The sequence below is a fragment of the Quyinboa sediminis genome (assembly GCF_042219855.1).
GTDB lineage: Bacteria > Bacteroidota > Bacteroidia > Bacteroidales > UBA5342 > JBHJHP01.
In genome coordinates, this window is the sequence record NZ_JBHJHP010000005.1 from 338,505 (window position 1) to 357,831 (window position 19,327).

7 protein-coding genes are annotated in these 19,327 nt (G+C 42.0%); all 7 read right to left on the reverse strand.

Annotated features, from left to right (window positions below):
- Positions 1 to 556 precede the first annotated feature (556 nt).
- The 7 genes from ACE1EF_RS14010 to ACE1EF_RS14040 all read right to left on the reverse strand — a co-directional run bounded on the left by ACE1EF_RS14010 (position 557) and on the right by ACE1EF_RS14040 (position 19,125).
- Positions 557 to 910, reverse strand: a complete 354-nt coding sequence (locus tag ACE1EF_RS14010) for a DUF1801 domain-containing protein (protein ID WP_375721305.1) — start codon at positions 908 to 910, stop codon at positions 557 to 559.
- A gap of 228 nt (positions 911 to 1,138) precedes the next feature.
- Positions 1,139 to 4,156: a glycoside hydrolase family 2 protein gene (locus tag ACE1EF_RS14015; RefSeq protein ID WP_375721306.1), complete on the reverse strand. Its 3,018-nt coding sequence runs from the start codon at positions 4,154 to 4,156 to the stop codon at positions 1,139 to 1,141.
- 47 nt (positions 4,157 to 4,203) lie between these two features.
- Positions 4,204 to 8,679, reverse strand: coding sequence for a rhamnogalacturonan lyase family protein (locus ACE1EF_RS14020; RefSeq protein ID WP_375721307.1), 4,476 nt, complete (start codon positions 8,677 to 8,679; stop codon positions 4,204 to 4,206).
- Between the two features lie 197 nt (positions 8,680 to 8,876).
- The gene (locus tag ACE1EF_RS14025) at positions 8,877 to 12,512 is read right to left on the reverse strand and encodes a hybrid sensor histidine kinase/response regulator (protein WP_375721308.1); all 3,636 of its coding nucleotides are present in this window, start codon (positions 12,510 to 12,512) and stop codon (positions 8,877 to 8,879) included.
- 399 nt (positions 12,513 to 12,911) lie between these two features.
- Positions 12,912 to 14,822: a rhamnogalacturonan lyase gene (locus ACE1EF_RS14030; RefSeq protein WP_375721309.1), complete on the reverse strand. Its 1,911-nt coding sequence runs from the start codon at positions 14,820 to 14,822 to the stop codon at positions 12,912 to 12,914.
- Between the two features lie 18 nt (positions 14,823 to 14,840).
- Positions 14,841 to 16,652: a rhamnogalacturonan lyase gene (locus ACE1EF_RS14035; protein WP_375721310.1), complete on the reverse strand. Its 1,812-nt coding sequence runs from the start codon at positions 16,650 to 16,652 to the stop codon at positions 14,841 to 14,843.
- Between the two features lie 97 nt (positions 16,653 to 16,749).
- Positions 16,750 to 19,125 carry a glycoside hydrolase family 2 TIM barrel-domain containing protein gene (locus tag ACE1EF_RS14040; protein WP_375721311.1) on the reverse strand — a complete coding sequence of 792 codons (2,376 nt, stop codon included), beginning with the start codon at positions 19,123 to 19,125 and terminating at the stop codon, positions 16,750 to 16,752.
- Positions 19,126 to 19,327: the final 202 nt, after the last annotated feature.

Consider the following 19,327-nt stretch of genomic DNA (forward strand, 5'->3'; position numbering starts at 1 on the left):
TTAACCGGACAACAGTGATAAAAATTTAAAGGGACCGATCTGGCAACCGAATCCCTTTAACCCCAAAATTGATGTATTATGAAAAACCCCTGTGAAGTTCAAATTAAGAAGGAAATTTAGTGCTCTTTTCTTGTAAATACTTGTCTAAAAACTTAATATTAACAGTTCCGGCTTTTTGTTCTATCATCGCTCTAACAACCCGCCTGCCTGCTCTGAATTGAGTTAAGATAAATATTGCAAAGAACACTGTCAGCATCTAAATTTCCTTTATGTAAAACTGTAAATCTAATTTTTATTAACTTTTACATTTCAAATTTACATTGTATTGATATTGAAAACAAATTATTTAACACTTAATTTAATAATATTTTAATACTAACACCTAAACACCTTTAAATAAAGGAATACTAGAGCCGGAACAAAATGTTAAAATATGTTTATTTATTTAAGCTATCATTAATATTTAATTAAAAATGCAAGTTAACAGGGATAAAAATGAATTACACATCCATAAAAAATGGCTGTTTTTTAAATACTTATAAATTATTTAACATACTTAATCCGCTTTACGAAACAGATCAAGCCCGGCAAGTAAAATTGCCGATATGCGGTTTACCGGAATATCTTCATAAGGGTTAACCCTCAGAATTTTCATCCGGTTTCGATTACCGGATTCCAGCTCAGGAAAGCTTAATAATTTGCCTTGCGTAAGCAAAATATAAGGTTCATCATTTTTTTTATCAACCCATAGATAACAGAATGGTTTAAGCTTGTAACAAAAACATGGCATACCATATTTAACTGTTTCAGTAATGTGCACATCCTGATTCAGTATAATACTCCGTAAAGCCAGCAAACAACTTTTATTGGGTTCGTTGCTATTAAAATAAAATGTATCATGTGTGCTCACATTAACAAATTTACATTATAAAAACTGATCCAGATGAAAATCACAACATAAAGCTTTTTATAGGGTGCTGAAACTGATCAACTCTGTTAACAAATGCCGGATTTCAACTCATAAAAATAAAAACCGGATATAAAAAAAGGATGCCTTTACAGAAAGACATCCTTTACTAAACTAAAAAAGCAATTTTACATGCTAATTACATATATGAAAAAAACTCCTTTTCTTCAACTAATCCGGGTCTGAAGCCAATGGCTTTACATTTTCAAAAAACTCGACCTCCACAATCCGGAGCTGCCCTTTGGTATTGAGATCTTCCGGGTCCCTGAAACCATCAAGCTCCACTTTGCCACTCACTTCTATCATATTCTGAAACATATCAGCTTCAATTCCGGCACCGGTCAGTTTTATGGTCACCGTTTTTCCTGCCGTTGGTTCAACCGGAATAAGAATATAACCGAGGCTACGTTCTGTTTCTCCTGACCACACTTTTTTATCATCCACAAAAATATCGATGGGATATGTCCTTCTTCTCCATCCTGTCATTTTAAGAGAAACCTCATCTATTTCAGCGATAGTATCCAGTTTATACATGATCCATCCGGTAGACATCCTGCCATCATTTGTCCATTCCGACATTTCATTGTCATCATAACTCATATATGCCTTATCTGAATTGGCACCGGCAATGGCTGAAGCTACAGGAATAGATTTACGGGTGACCGTATATGAAGGTGTCAGAGGCGTGGGTCCTTTTTCAAGATTACTTGGCAATCCTTCCGCAACAAAATGTTCAGATAATCCGTTTTGCACCTCCACCGGAACCGTAACAAGACTGACCTTTGCAGAATTTAAGCCTTCTGAAGAAGCCTTAAGTTTTATTTTACCTGCCCTGGTCGTAGACCTGATCAGTATTCTGTTAACCCCACACTCAACGGGTAATGCTGTTTCTCCAACATAGTTTCCCTCAGGTCCGGTTGCTATACCTCCTATCCATTCCGCATTTCCACTCAAATCGAATTGTATCATGTTCAATGATGTAGGACAACGGTGTCCTTCTTTATCAACCACCTCAACCTGCACCATAGCCAGGTCTGCTCCATCCGCCTTAAAGCCTACCGGAGACTGCATAGTTGTCAGTTTTACAGCAACAGGTTCTCCCGCAGTTTCAATGGCATCACCGGAAACAATTTCACCTTCCGCATTATACGCTACAGCTTTTATTTCACCTGCTTCGAACTGAATGTTCGGAAATGTATAAAGGTACCGGTATGAATTCGATCCAAATCCTTTTGATTTACCATTGACGAACAGCTCCACTTTATCCCCGGATGATACCACATAAATATCCTTTACCGTTTTGTCACTGTAATTCCAGTGTCCGATGATATGCGTCAGATACTTATCAATATCCACCCAACCTGCCCACATTACCTGGTGCGCATAAAAGTTGTCCTTGGGAATACGCATAGGATCAACCTCACCACTTCTTCTGTAATTCTGCTCTCCACGATAGTGGGTATTGGTATCAGAAAAAATGATATTGGCCCCTCCACTACTTACACGGGTACCTGTTCCCGGACGTTGAATATAATAATCAAACCAGCGCCGTACATCTTCAATGGCGTGTTCATCCTGGTTGTGGTTGTACGGTGATGCATTAGTCACTTTACTTCCACTTACATTATGTGCATGTGTGCCTCCAGCGCCCTCTTTGTGATAAGGTGGCGTAAATTCATCCCAGTATTTCCGTAATCCTTCATCGCGTGAATACTCAGTTGCGAAAAGAGGTTTCCCGGCGCTTTTATTAATATAAAGCATCTCTCCACCATATTCGGCCTCTTTGCTATCCAGCATCTCACGGCTTCCGATGGCCCGACCACCATAAGGGTCGTATGTATCTCTAATGACCTTTAATTCTGCCATATGTTCTTCACTGATATTCTCATTCCCACCTTCATAAAACAAAATACTCGGATTATTGCGGTTATAAATGATCGCATCACGCATCACCTCGCATCGTTGCTCCCAGCGGCGGCCCGTTACGTCTCTTTCTGAATCTCCGGCGGGCATGACCTGAATTAAACCAACACGGTCGCAAGATTCCACATCCTGCTTCCAGGGCGTGATATGCATCCAGCGCACAAAATTTCCATTTGATTCAATCATCAGTTTATTGCTATAGTCACTAAGCCATGGCGGAACAGACATTCCGACCCCCGGCCATTCATTGCTGGTTCGCTGTGCGTAACCTTTCATCATAATGACCCGGTCGTTCAGATATACCATACCATCTTTAAATGCAGTTTTTCTAAAACCTGTACGTATAGGCACCTCATCCATAACTCTGTCATCCACAATCAATTCAGAAACAACCGTATACAGGTAACCGTAACCCCAACTCCAGAATTCAAGATCAGACAATTCTTCCGAAGCTTTCAGCTCTGCTATTCCGTTTGGTGAAACAAGTCCGGGGATACCATCAAACCGGGCGACCTCAACACCATTCAGATCTTTAACTGTAACAGCAAGCCGGGCCACCACTGCAGTGTTGCTTTCATTTTTAACCTCAGAGTCGATATGGATCTGTGCCTTTTTGCCTTTTACATCCATATCCGTAGCGTAAACATAAACACCTGTCGTCCCAAGGGTCTTATATAAAGGCAGCGTCTGATACACATTCCCTGTGGTGTGCAGATAAACATTTTTCGGGATGCCTCCATAATTGGCATTAAAATTCCGGTCATTCCACTGATATCTCTGATTGTAAAACCGTTCCCTGTAGTCCCAGCTGTTATCTGTTCTTACCGCTACGATGTTTTTCTCCGGGTAAGGTTTAACCAGGTCCGAGATATCCAGTCCAACTGCCGTGATACCATTTTCATGGAGACCGACCAGCGTTCCGTTCACAAAGAACTCCCCACCCTGTCGCACACCTTCAAACTCCAGAAATACTTTTGGATTTTTTTCCTTTTCCGGTAAAACAAAGGTCTTACGGTACCATGCAATCCCTGTAGAAAGCTTGGCAATATCCTTCATAAAAGCCTCATTTTCATTCCATGCAAATGGCAGGGTTATGTCCTTCCATTCCGAATCATCAAAATTCGGGCAAGAGGCTTCCGGTACATCACCTACAAATAACTTCCATCCAGGATTAAAATTATATTTATGTCTTGTTCCTTCAGCGTGCAATGTAAAAACGGTAGCCATCAACAGAGCCATTACACTTATTGTTTTCTGTATGCGCATTATATTTCTTTTTTAAATTAAATCTATTGGTATATTATTAAATAGGACTATTCTTTACAAACCTTATACGTAACTACACGATCAGCAGTTTTTATTTCCACAATATAGATACCCGGTGCTAATGCAGACATATCCAGCTCTTTTTTACCCGAAGGCACTGAGTTGTGTAAAACCTTTCCGGACAGCGATTTAACCGTAATAAGATCAGGATTTACTTCGCCTGCAATATCAATGGTAAGCATATACTTTACCGGATTAGGAAAAAGCCTGATCTGATCTTTGCTCACTCCCTGAATGGAAGTAGATTTCATCACTTTAATAATACCCTGTTCATTCAGCAGTGAAGTATCCCATGCCAGACCAGGACCCGGATTAGCCGGTTCAATAGCATCAAAGGCCCCTGTTACATTTGAATTGGCAAAAAGTTCAAAGCTGTCGCCTTCCTGGTAGTCATCAGAAGTAAGCTTATTCATTTGAAGCGTACCACCAAGGCTCACCGTTTTACCATTCGTCCGGATCTTATCGCAAGTATTTCCACTGGTGTTTACATCAACTAAAAGTGTAGCACCGGCATTCAGGGTTACGTTATTATTGACCGTAAATGTACCGTACTTCCATCCCGGCGAGAGAACACCTCCGTTATTAACCACAACACTACCGTTTATAATACCAACACCGTCAAGTGTTCCACCCGTATTCACTCTTACGGTTCCGGTTCCCGTAGCACTGCCTGTTGCATTATTTGCAAACAGGGTACCTGAGCTAACCGTTGTACCTCCACCGTATGTATTATTGTTCGTAAGGATCAACATACCAGAGCCCACTTTAGTTAGCGAATTTCCCTGAATCTGACCATCAAAGGTACAGTCTTCATTGTTGGCTCCGATAAACCAGTTTTCGCTTCTCAGATAGGAATCCGCCGGTCCTGTTACACCACCAACATATACTGTCTGGGCAGTATTATCTCCACTGCTGGTTCCTGTACTGAAATACATTGTCATACCCGATGCCAGATCGAAAGTCATATTACCATACCCTGCACTTCCGCTTAACCGTAATGGTGATACACCCTCAACATGGACTGTCCCCTGAAAGTCAGACCAGTCTCCCCTGAATATCGTCCGATCGATATCTCCGGGCAGAATAAGATTCAATATCCCTGCACCAGTCAGTTTTCCACCGTAATTACACCTCATATCTGCCTCAATCGTACCTTCAGAACCTTCAGGGACAAAAATATTTGAATTAAAATCGGTATAATCGCGGGTATTGCCCATTTTTAACGTACCGCCTTTAAAGGTAATTAATCCGGTACCAAGTGCTCTGACATTCTGTCCACTTCCCGGATCATTAAGCTGAATAGCGCCTTCTTCAATAACGGTACCGCCGGTATAGCTGTTACTGTTATCCATAAGATACAATGTACCGGCACCCTTCTTAACAAGTCCACCACTTCCTTTTAAATATCCGCTAACAGACAAGGTGGAATTACCCTGGCTTATGATTATTGTATCCGATTGTCCGCTGATCATCATCCCTTTATCGGTATAATTGTTTTTAGCGGATCTGTAATTAAGCACTGCATTGTTCAATACAAATGCTTCAGGTGCTACCGATGAGTTCGCTCCAACAGCACTGGGTTTGCCTGCCACATCAAAACTTTCAGTATAAAGTGTGCCCCCATTGATGATGGTTTTTCCCGAATATGTATTGGATGATCCATAAAGCTGCAGCGTACTTTGCTCATTTACCACAACATCTCCTTCACCACCTAAAACGCCACTACCAAGAATCCTGTAATTCACCGGACCATTTACTGTGAGCTGTCCTACAGGCAAACTTCCGTTCAGGATGACTGCAGTTTGTGCTTTACCGGTCTCATCGAATACAACACTGTCTCCGGCAACAAACTGTGTTTTATTGCCTTTAAGCAACCAGTTTTCATTATTCTGAAGATCCCAGCTGTAATCCGAACCATCCCAAACAATGGTCGAAGGATCACGGGTTCCGAATATTTTTAATGCCACGGCGTTTAAGGTATCCAGCAGCACAAATTTACGGCCAAACAGACCTTCTATCGTAACATCAGATAATGATCCGTTAACTGCACCATCATAAGCAATTAAAGGATACACACCAGACTTTATTTCATCATCCAGACTATTGATCCTGAATGTGATTTTATTTATCACAACATCACTGTCGCATATTAACTTGTCACCCGGTTTTACGAGACCTGTGGAATCATCGGTCAGATCGAATGCACAGATCATTCCCTGAGTGAGAACCAGATCATCTTTAAAACTTAATGTGCCAGCCTCACCTGGCATTCCCGGAGCTATGACCGACCGTTTTTCAAATGAAGCCGGTTTAAATATTGTGCCTGTTCCGGCAAGAGTGGCTCCTCCCAGCACACTTACTTTGCTTTCAGTAAGATCATCATTAACAACAAGTGTTCCCTGTTCCACACTTGTTCTTCCGGTATAAGTTCCTTTAACTCCTAAAGTCAGCGTGCTGTAACCTGATTTAATCAGATCTCCGTTACCTGATAACTCACCCGTTCCTGAAAACAGATAGTCCACAGGTGAAATGACGTAGGTTATGGCCGGTTCAATGACATCATTTAAAGTCACATTCGTATGCCCGGTTCCTTCAATGCCGAACAGAACAGAATCATTTGCTTCATAAGTTGACTGAACATTATTAACATCCCAGTTATTATCGGTCTGATTCCATTCCTGTGAGGCTAAACCTGCCCAAACAGCCTTTACCCGTTGCATTGCCGGTATGGGTGGTGTTGTCATATCATACCCGAGGTAGTAATCCAGCTGTGCAGACTGATAATACCCTTTGGTGGCCATACAAAGCCTGTACTCCGGGTTATGTGCCAGAGTATATATCCGCTCACTTGTCGGATCCGTCGTATTAAAAATCTGAAGCGCCCTATGATCAGATTTTTCATATACAACTTCTTCACGCCAGTCTCCCATGATATCACCATATAATACCGGGACATTACGCCAGGTATAAGTTGCACCCCAGTCACTTGCAGTCAGAATTCTCTCTTCATAATTACCGCTGTAATTCCAGTTCAGAAATTTCACCCCATCCAGCATTTCACTTTGCAAATCGCCATCCCACCAGAGACGCAGGTTAGGATACGATCCGGTAATCACACTGGTTATTCTCCCGTCCTGGACATTATAAATACCATCGGTGAACGTCCACATTTCAAAACCGGTATGATTCGGATCAAGGTCTGCCACATTACCGCGGGCATAATCACCTATGGATGCCCGGTACTGTGTTTGTAACAAGGTACCATCACTGGCATCATAGTAGTACCATGCCAGACCACTGGCATTATCCTGTTGTATTCCATAGCCCTCCAGACCCGGTCTGTCCGGATCAAAATCTCCAATATGAAAACGGTCGCCATGTACTATCCCCTGATAACCCAGAGAGTACAATGGTGTACCATTATCATCGAGAACATATCCACCATCACATATTTCATCTTTACCATCCAGATCTACATCAACAATACGTTGCTGGTGAAATTCCGGTGCATTATAACTCCCCCTCAGCCATTTCCAGCGTTGGGTAATTTCACCGTTATAATCGTAAGCACTGACCAGAAGGTTAAATGCTCCGTTATCTTTTCTGTTCTTAGCTTTTACCACAACTGATGGGTGAACACCATCGAGATATGCAATATTTAACTGTGTCTGCAACGGACCATCAGACATGTAATCTGCAGGAAGAGCAACTCTTGATATCTCCGCACCGGTTAATCCATCAACTACAGAAAGGAAGTTTTGAATATCATTTGAGTAATTCAGTGTTGTGCCATCTCCAAAGATGGTTCCATTGGCTGACTTAATAACGACTTCGGCTTTACCATCCATATCGAGATCGTATACGGTAACCCCATCCCACATGCCATTACTGATGACTGCGGCACCACCTTCTATTCCATCACGATTCAGACTCAAAGGTCCCATGTTCACCTGCCACAGTCGGGTTCCGTCTTTTTCATAAGCTTCAACCTTACATGTTGCATCTGCAATATTAGGGATCCGGTCGACAACAAACTCGTATTCACCATCACCATCAAGATCTCCAACCCAGGCCAGGTGCACAAAGTAGTCGCCCAGATATTCAATCGGAACTTCAAAAACCTGGTTACCATGAATTCCTACTTCAGGTGATTTTTCCTGCTCTACTCCGTTTATAACCGGTGCAACTGCATATTTTCCCCCTCCGGAATTACTATCCGTATAATTGGATACTGCCAGATCAGATGCAATCAGGGTATTATCATGATAGAGGTTATATGTTGTTCCATTGCTGAATTCGGTTCCAAGTATCCGCCAACTCACAAATACAGAAGAAGCACTCTTTCTTATTGCAACCGTACCTCTACCAAGCTTCTCCATTTTACGCTGTGCCTGCAACTGAACCGGTAACAGAAACACAATCAGGCTCACAGCAACAAAAATCAGTTTTTTAATAGTATTCATAGTATTTTTTATATTATTCTAATGCTAAAGTACTGTAGTGTGGTCCCTTTTTATTTATCACCTTATGCCATCACGTATCAGAAATTGACAAAGTTATGTCATAACGAGCATCTTTCTTCAGATTTGTTACTGATCCGGCTGACATACACAGCGCAGATCAAAAGCATTTTCTATAAATTCAAAAACGGGACTGTTGCCTACCGGTTTCCGGACCGGTACTTTGTCGGACTACTACCGAAATGTCTGGAAAAAGTTCTGGAGAAATTGGAAGGCTCAGAAAAACCAACCTTGTAAGCTATCTCGGATATAGTAAGGCCTGAAGTCAGTAATAATTCTGATGCCTTTTCCATTCTTACACGAATGATAAATTCCTGTACCGTACTTCCTGTTACGGCTTTTAGTTTGCGATATAGTTGCCTCTGACTTATTTCAAGTAAACCGGAGAGCTCTTCCGCATTAAAACTGACGTTCTCAATATTCTGCTTTACCAGATCTATCGTTTTATTTAAGAACTGGTTATCCTGATCGACATTCTGATTTATGACCTCCCCCATAAATTTAGCTCCTGCCAGCTTTCGCTCAATCTTCTGTCTGTTTTCCAGGATACTTTTAATCTGAGCCTTCAGTACCTCAACACTAAAAGGCTTGGAAATATAGATGTCAGCTCCGCTCTTCAGACCCATAATCTGATCATCATCAGTTCCTCTTGCTGTTAAGAGTATAACGGGAATATGACTGGTTTTTACATTTTGCTTAATAAGTTTACACATGGTAATCCCATCCATTTCAGGCATCATAACATCAGAGATAATCAAATCCGGAATGTTTTGCAGTGCACTATTCAGACCAGCTTCTCCGTTGTTTTCATACCACAGTGTATATGTTTCTCCCAATTCAGACTGAAGATAAGATTGTACATCAGGGTTATCTTCTACAATAAGCACAGAAGGACCGTTTGAGTTTATATCCTCTGGTTCTGATGTATTGCTTTGTACCTGTTCCTTTCTGTTGTCCATCGTATTATCCGGATGATGATACGGAAAACTCAGACGTACAACAGTGCCTTTGTTTTTATCGCTGTCAATTTTAATACTGCCACCAAGAATATCCACATAATTCCTGGTAATCGTTAAGCCCATCCCTGAGGAATAACCGTAAAAAGGTTTTGTCCCCTCATTATTAAACGGTTCAAATATTTTTTTCAGCGCCTCACGTTTTATTCCCACACCACTGTCTCTGATGGTAATTACATATGTATCGCTGTCCTTAACTTTTTCAAAATACACCTCTATTTCACCTCCATCAGGCGTATACTTAAAGGCATTGGATAAGAGATTCAGCAGAATTTTTTCAAGCTTCTCTTTATCATAATAGCCCTTCAGCTCATCTATTCCGGATTTAAAAACCAGATTGATTTTCCGGTTCTTTCCCATCATATCAAATGATCTGACACTTTCCTTCACAATTTTATACCCATCTTCAAGGGTATAATCCGGTTTTATTTTTCGTGTTTCTGATTTTCTGAAATCCAAAAGCTGGTTGATCAGATGAGATAAATGGTTGACATTACGTTCTATAAGATCGAGATACAGCATTTTATTATCCGAAGACAAATGTTTGTTTTTCAATTGTTTGATCGGATCTACGATTAATGTTAGTGGTGTCTTCAGTTCATGCGAAACGTTCGTAAAAAAATCAATTTTTTCTTTGTTTACTTCTTCCTGCTTCTCAAGGTTTAGCTTTTCAATAAGAAGCTGACTTTTCAATCGCTCACGGGATACAATGATTCGGTAGGCCAGATAAATGAATAATAACAATACCAGTACATAGAGAACAAACGCCAGCCTTGTAGCATACCATGGGGGTCTCACCTTTATCAGCAACTGAATTACTTTGGATTTGACACCGTCGGGTGAGGACAGGTATGCTTCCAGCGTGTAAGTTCCCGGAGGCATTTTAGAATATGTGATTATATTATGCTTTGTCTGCATGTATTCCTCATCAAAATTCAGGAGTTTATAAAATATTTCATCCCCTTCCTTATTCTGGTAGTTTAAACCAACCAAAGCTATAGAGAAACTCCTGTTATTGTTACTCAAAACAATTTTATCAGTATTGGTCAGCACTTTATTTAAAATAACCTGTCCGTTGATTTGCATTCCTGGTTTTACCTCTATTCCGGATACATAAAGTTTTGAAAACAATAACACCGGCTGATAATCATCCTGCCTGATCTGATCAGGATTAAAGGACACATACCCTTCCCTGGCTCCGAAATAAACTGTAGAATTCAACGTGTCATTATAAAAGGATCCATCCAGAAAAACCCAGTTCATATTATTTTCCTGCAGGGCATAGTTGTAAATACCGGAATTTTCAGGATCAAATTTTGAAATCCCTTTTTTATGTGAGAGCCATATGTTGCCTTTTTTATCACCAGTAATAGCAGAGATATACTGATCCTGCAGACCATCCTTAATTTCAAACGAAGTAACCTTAAAACTTTGCGCATTAATCCTGTTTAAAGCTTCTGATGTTCCGGCCCAGATATCACCCTGCTGATCCTCATACATGGCATAAACCAGATTACCGGTTAATCGCTTCCCCTTTTCCAGGGTATTGGTTAAGTGCTGAATTTCATAACAGCTTCCGCTGCTGTCTAAACTTACTTTCAGAATTCCGGATCCTTCTGTTCCCAGCCATAAATCATGAGAACGGTCTTCAAGCACACTCATGACACTGCGATTATCAATTTCCTCTGGAAATTCATAAAACCGAAGGTTGTTATTGCCGGGGTCTATCCTGACCACCCCGTTGTATAATCCGGCCCAGATACTCCCGTCATGCGAATGAATCAGACTGTAAACCGAACTGACAAGAATATTGGGATAAAGGGACTTATTCAGAATTTCTGTGCTTTTTTGCGTTTTGGGATCATAACAGCTTATTCCCTTTAGACTGCCAATCCAAATCCTTCCATATTTATCTTTAAGTAACGACCGGATCTGAAGCGGTTCATAACCCGATCTGAAAAACGGATGGTTTTTATAGGGTTTTCCGTTTCTGTAAATAAATATGCCATCATTATTTGATCCCAACCATAATTCGTGTTCAGTTTTAAGAATTGCCCTTACAGACGTTAATACCGGTTGATTAGAATTGGGATTCACCAAATGAAATAAATTAAACGGTTTTCGGTTCGTATTTACCTTATAAACTGTACCACTTCGTGATCCAAGCCAGATAAAATTCTGATCATCAATGAAAAAGCTGGTAATATAATCATCGGCCAAAGCGCCCGGTTGCCATAAATCCGAACGGTACTGAGTTCTGGTGCTCGATTCAGTATCATAACCTGTTAAAACATTATCGGAAATATAGTACCTGAAACCGTTGATGGTTTTATTCCTGTTAAGTTGATTTGGCGTATAGCTTAACAACAGCGAAACATTATTGGGAACCAGGCTGTCCGGAACGGTGATAAAATAATCGAGGCTGTAATTGTATTTAACATATTTATTATCAAAGGTCAGTATCCATAACTGCTTGTTATCATCCGTTATTAAATTACGGATTCTGTTATTCGGCACCGAAAGTGAATCCTCCTGAATATGGTTGAAAACGTCATAGTTATTTCCATCAAAACGATATAAACCACTCCAGCTGCCAAACCATATGTAACCAAGAGAGTCTTTAGCTATACCGTGAATCGATGTGTTTGGTGAGATGTCCTTACCTTTCTCTATTTCAAAAAACAGGTCCTGTGAATATCCTTTACAATAACCGTAAACAATTATAAATATGAACATCAGAACCCGTAAAACCTGCTTCATTTAAATAGTTTTGTTATCCTGTTATACCGCAATTGTTACCTATACTAATTCCTCAAGAAATGGACATGGAATTCAATATACTAATTAACCTATACTTTAGCTAATTTACAAACTGATGTCAAAATGTGATACGGATTTATACACATATGATAATTCATTTGAATTAACGTTTTCATTTACCCGTTTTATCATAACTATATTGGGCCTTCAACTAATTAATAAGATACACCGGTTTTATTTGGTAAAAGATAACTTAAAGAAAATTCTTCTACACCCTAATGTGTATCAGATGCCACTTCCTTTCAAAAAAAGAGTATGGCGGGTTCTTCAACTTTGCCATGGACAGTCAACCTTTGCTGTTAAAGGAGGTAGTTTTGTCAACAACGAAACCGGAGGATTTTATTGTTTATCAACAGGTTTCATTCCACTCCCCAGATAGAATCCCGGATGTGGGGGCTGATTATAAGCCACGTTCTGCCAGGCGATGCTCAGGCGGTATTGTGGATCCTGCATAAGCGATACAAACCTGTATCTGGTCGGCATAGTTGTTGTGTAAATATGCAACTCCCTGCTATCAGCGGTTCTCCATATCACCTCCTCTCGCCAGTCACCCAGTATATCTCCACTCAAACACGGGGTTGCTTTTGTACCGTTGTTAGAGTGGCATTCATCAGCTGTAAGAAGGTTGATTGTAGATGAATTCTTCCAATCCCATTTATCGATGTGATTATCGTCCAGCAGTTCTCTGCTCAGATCACCGTCCCACCAGACAACAAAGTTTGTTGAACGTGGTGCTTTCTCAGAAATAGTTTTACCATGCACATCGCGCAATCCACCCGGTCCACCCCAGTTTTCACATCCGGAATAGCGGGGATCGATGTCTGCAGCAACGCCTCTGCCTACATCAACTCCGGGGCCTATGCTCCATATTATTTCTCCTGAAGCAGCATCAAACATGGCTACACCAGGGGTTTTCAAAGCTACTGTCTTTCCTTCATTTTCATGGATACCAAAGACTTCCTGTCCGGGTCTTTCCGGATCAAGGTCTGATATATGCAGTGCATCGCCGTGTCTGAGCCCTGTCGTATAGAGTCCCTTCCCGTCATCATCTACTGTCATGGCACCGACACAAAATTCATCTTTTCCATCACCATCAAAGTCCCCTACACTCACGGAATGGTTTCCCTGTCCGGAATACGGATTATCTTCATCATTTGAATCGAACAACCATCGCAGGCTTAATTTACCATTTCTGAAATCCCATGCCGCAACTGCGGTCCGGCCATACCACCCACGCACAAAAACTGCGCACGGCAGATGTCCGTCCAGGTAGGCTACACCAGCAGAAAACCGATCGGCCCTGCTCCCGACCCGATCATTATTCCCGTTTCCACCTATACCACCCCAGCCATCGAGAGGATACCGATCAGGGATATAATTTTCTGTTGCGACTGCACGTCCGCTTTTTCCATCGAAAACAGTCAGGTATTCCGGACCATCCACAATTTTTCCATACATGGGGGAATTCTGGTCCAGCGTTCGCCAGTCCTTATCAGGATTACCGATGATGTTACCGGTGCCGTCCACTGTACCATCTGCAGTTTTACAGATCATCTCGGCTTTGCCATCTCCATCAAAGTCATATACAAGGAACTGCGTATAGGCAGCACCGGACCGGATATTTTTGCCTAAATTGATACGCCATAACAAGGTACCATCCAACTTGTAAGCATCGATTATCTGCTCACCGGTTAATCCCTTTTGAGGTGGATTTCTTACAAACGAGGGCTGCCATTTAAGGATAATTTCATTGGCACCATCACCATCGAGATCAGCAACTGAAGCATCATTAGCCGAATAGGTATTCTCTCTGCCACTGATGAAAGTTGAAGGAGGTATCTGAAGTGGAACGGTCAGATATGGCTTAACAAGTGTATCTGCTTTCAATATACATGTACTTCCCTGTTCTTCAAACGGTTTTGTTCCCGATCTGACAATGGAATAGGTAAAAGATTCAGACAGGTTGCACTGACTGTCAATAAAAAAAGTAACATGGCTGACAGGTAAAGTATTAAGTTTTTTTGCGTTATTGTGACGGTCTGACCTGTAGACATCAAAAGAAATGTTATCCGGATCGGATTTCAGTAAACGCCAGCTGACAAAAGACGAATCTGCTGAAGTGCGCACTGCTACAACGCCGCGGTCTATATTTTCCATAAGACGTTCTGCATTCAAAGCTGTAAAACCGAATGCTAAAATGCCGGTAAGAAATAATAGCCGTTTTGACCTATGTTCGCGTATCCTTCTCACAAACTTATTTGTGCTTACTTATTTGGTTTCGCCAATATAATAACCGGTATTGGGCGGTTGATTATACCCTACATTCTGCCATGCTATACTCACGCGGTATTGCGGATCCTGCATTAAAGTGACATACCGGTACGCTGTTGGATATGGTGTGGAATATATCCTTATCTTCTGGTTATCTCTTGTTCGCCAGATCACCTCTTCACGCCAGTCACCAAACAAGTCAGCACTGAGAACCGGTGTGGCCTTTGACCCGTTATTGGAATAACATTCCGGATCAGTCAGCAACATCTCTTCACGGCCGTTATTCCAGTTCCATTTGGTAATCCGGTTACGATCGAGCAACTCCCGGAGTAAATCGCCATCCCACCAGATGACAAAATTTGTACTGCGGGGTTTAGGTCCGATCACATTCCCTTTCACATCAAACAATCCATCAACATTCGACCAGAACTCATAACCTTCATATCTGGGATCGATATCGGCTGCACAAGCTCTGCCAACGTCCCAACCCGGATCTTTACCAAATATAATCTCACCTGTCAGAGCATCGTATAATGCCTCCCCATAACCGTTTTCATAACCTTCTACCGGTTCTTCATTTTCGTGTGGTCCCCAAACTTCCATTCCCGGTCTGTTTGGATCCAGGTCACCCACATACAGGGCATCACCGTGGCGCAATCCCGTACTAAACAGTCCTGAACCATCATCGTCCACAACCATAGCACCATATATTATTTCATCCTTCCCGTCGTTATCAACATCGGCAACATTTATATTATGATTGCCCTGGCCACTGAATAACTCCAGCCCCGGTTTAGCACTGTCAAAGACCCAGCGTTGCGATAGTTTTTCATCCCGCCAGTCCCAGGCGGCCAGTACAGACCTTCCGTAATACCCGCGACACATGATCACGCTGGGAAGTTTTCCGTCGAGATAAGCTACTGTTGCCAGGAAACGATCTGCTCTGTTAGCAGTGTAATCATTCCCCCCGTTTCCGCCTATACCACCCCATCCGCCAAGATTACCTCTTCCGGGAACATAGTCCGTGGTTTCCAGTTCTTTACCACTTGTACCTTCAAAGATGGTGAAATACTCCGGTCCTTCAATAATTTTACCAAAAGTTCTGCTTTGCGGATTACGGTCCACCCAGTCTGCTTCCGGATCACCGATAACCCTGCCGGTTCCGTCCGTTGTTCCATCCGCCGTTTTCATGGCAACTTCAGCTTTACCGTCTCCATCCAGATCGTAAACCATAAACTGTGTATAATGTGCTCCCTCCCTGATGTTCTTACCAAGATTGATGGTCCATAGCAAGGTTCCATCCATTTCGTAAGCCTGAAAAACAGGTGGCGATGTTAAGCCCAGATGTGAATTATCATGACCTCTTCCAGTCATATGGATGACCAGTTCATACTGCCCGTCACCATCCAGATCCCCTACTGACGCATCATTTGGAGAATATCGTTCCGGTGTTTGTAACGGAATTTCCAGATAAGGATGTGACCAAAGATTACAACTTGTCTTTTCCACTACTGCGTTATTCTGATCCAGAATCTCAAGCTCATATCTTGCATCCGCCATGCTTTTATCGTCAAGATAACCGGTTGATTCGAGCGGTTGGCTATTCAACATCGTTCCATTCCTGTAAAGATTAAACCTGACACCCTCAGGATCTGAATTTAACAGACGCCAGCTTACAAATGCGGAGTCTGTACCTGCCGGTACCGCTACCATTCCACGATCAAGGGTTTCCATGTGCCGCTGTGCAACTGCCGGCATATTCCCTAATACTAAAAAAGATATGATTACATATAGCAATTTCTTCATCATTCTGTTTTTTATTCATTCTATCGAAACACCCGTTCAAACCGGCACTTAGCGTGCAGGGCTGTAAAACCAGGCGCATAACACGGATTAGCTGTTCAGATCACTCCGTGATGTTAAGCTTTATCTTTTCCTCCTGCAGACCATCTGCTTTAACGGAAAGCTCAATCTGACCCGATGCCGCATTTGCTTTCACTATAGCCACGCAGCGCCCGTCAAGGACTCTTCTCTGCTTCTCATAAAAGGGAACATGCGTTTCTCTGTCCGCATTATCCACGGCAGCAATAACACCCGGGCCTGTGACTGAAAAACCCAGCATCTGATCACTGTTCGGACAAGTGACGCCGTTCTCATCCACAATTTCAGCGGTTACATAAACTACATCATCAAACTTATCCGTCAAATCAGAACTACTTGCTGTTAGCTTAATTTTTGCGGGTTCACCTGCAGTTTGCATTTCATGTTCAGCTGCATCCTCTCCATCATTTCTTCCCACAACTTTTATGATTCCGGGTTCAAACGTAAATTTTGCTTTAACGGGTGCAGCATCCTCCGGAACAGCATATACGCCTTTGGAAATACCGTTCAGGAAAATTTCAACTTCCCTGGTATTGGCATAGATCTCCACTTCTGCCACGTCATATGTATCTTCATCTGCCGGACTCCAGTTTGAAACCAGGGGACCATTTCCTGCATTGTAAGCATACCTTACAAGATGCACAAACGGCTTTTCACTCCACCAGCTCTGACGCTGATATGCCAGTGTTGTTTCATTCCCCAGACGATCCAGTAAACCGAAATGATGGGAAATGGCCGGCCAGTTTGCTTCGCCAAGATAATCAATACCGGTCCATAAAAACTGGCCCGACATAAACGGGTTATCCCTCAGAATCAGCCAGGCTTCCCGGGTGTGTCCGTTTTCAGTACCCAGAACTTTACGTGTCGGTTTATCCAGATGTGCCTGAACAAGCTCTTTTTCACGATAGTTCTGACCAACAATATCCATCATATCAGCAAACCCGTTCTGATATACACCCGACGAATTAGGACGGAAAAGCGCCATGGTCACCAGACTTCCGGGAGCTGTTTCATGTACCAGATCCTGCATTTTTTTGTAGGTTGAGAAACCCTGCTCATTGTTCAGGTTGTCACGGATTTCATTCCCTACACTGTATATAAATATTGACGGATGATTCCTGTCGCGCAACACAACGTCTCGGGTATCGGCTTCCCACCAGTCATTAAAATACAGATTATATCCTTTTTCCGCATGATTTTTAGCTGCTCTCCAGGTATCAAACGTTTCATCCATAACCAGGAATCCCATTTCATCACACAGATCATAAAATTCAGGAGCAAATGGATTATGTGCTGTACGAACGGCATTCACTCCCAGCTTTTTCAGCGTTTCAAACCTGAGCCTCCAGGTTGTTAAAGGAACTGCGGCACCCAAAGCACCACCATCAGCATGAAGTGCCACACCTTTAATTTTAAGGTTTTTTCCATTGAGCCAGAATCCGCTTGCAGCATCAAAATGAAACTCACGAATTCCAAATGCATCCGATACCTCATCCACCAGTTTGTCACCATTGTAAACTTTTGTTTTGGCGGTGTATAAAACAGGATTGTTTACATCCCAGCGATCAGGCTGATCGATGTTTACCATTGCGATAACCTCCGCTTTACCTCCTGCTTTTACTGCTTGTTCTTTTTCGGTTGAACCAACAGCATTCCCCTCATCATCCAATATGGTAGTTATTACCTTTAAATCTGCATCAGAAGCGGAACTATTCAGGACTTCGGTCTGAAATTTCACAGTGGCTTTTCTAGCACTTACTTCAGGCGTTGAGATGTAAATACCCCATTGTGGTATATGCACCGGATCTTTAATGACCAGGTTAACGTGTCGGTAAATACCTGCGCCGGTATACCAGCGGGATGCCGGTTGAACAGAGTTGTCAGCCTTTACCGCTATTACGTTATCCTTTTTGCCATAGTTGAGATAATTTGTGAGTTCATAACTAAAGCTAACATAGCCATTGGGGCGTTTGCCCAGTAAATGACCGTTAATCCACACCTCACTATTGGCCATTACGCCATCAAACGCAATAAAAACTTTTTTACCCTGAATATCTTTCGGCAAAGAAAAATATTTACGGTACCATCCTATGCCTGCCGGGAAGAAACCTCCTCCACGACCGGTCGGATTATCCCGGCTAACCTCTCCTTCTATGCTCCAGTCGTGCGGAACATTAAGCAGGCGCCAGTCTTTATCTTTATACTTTGGATCTTCTGCACCATCGGCATCGCCTAAATGAAAAAGCCAGTCTGCATCCATCGACCTCACCTGGCGCGGACTCACATTGTTATCCTTTTGTGCGAATGCTTTATTACCGGTATGAACTGAGAAAAACAGAATTGTCAGGAATATAAAGGTTTTCAACCTGAGGTTTCCCGCATTTAAATAACTTGTTTGCATTGTGGTTAGTTTTCTACATTAATAAAAAAGACATCAATTATCCGGAGTCAAAAATGTAACCTTTAAACTATTAGACAGCAGTTATAAGAATTGTATTCCATTACAGTTACTTTTCTGATTTCAGGTTTCCCAAACTACAAATTTAATGGATAAGAAAATGGGATTCAATAAATAATATGGGATAAGACTTGCACAATTTGAC

Bases quoted from the DNA above. Each gene is read 5' to 3' on its own strand.
- ACE1EF_RS14015 (WP_375721306.1), bottom strand. From the start codon at position 4,156: ATGCGCATACAGAAAACAATAAGTGTAATGGCTCTGTTGATGGCTACC.
- ACE1EF_RS14020 (WP_375721307.1), bottom strand. From the start codon at position 8,679: ATGAATACTATTAAAAAACTGATTTTTGTTGCTGTGAGCCTGATTGTG.
- ACE1EF_RS14025 (WP_375721308.1), bottom strand. From the start codon at position 12,512: ATGAAGCAGGTTTTACGGGTTCTGATGTTCATATTTATAATTGTTTAC.
- ACE1EF_RS14035 (WP_375721310.1), bottom strand. From the start codon at position 16,652: ATGATGAAGAAATTGCTATATGTAATCATATCTTTTTTAGTATTAGGG.
- ACE1EF_RS14040 (WP_375721311.1), bottom strand. From the start codon at position 19,125: ATGCAAACAAGTTATTTAAATGCGGGAAACCTCAGGTTGAAAACCTTT.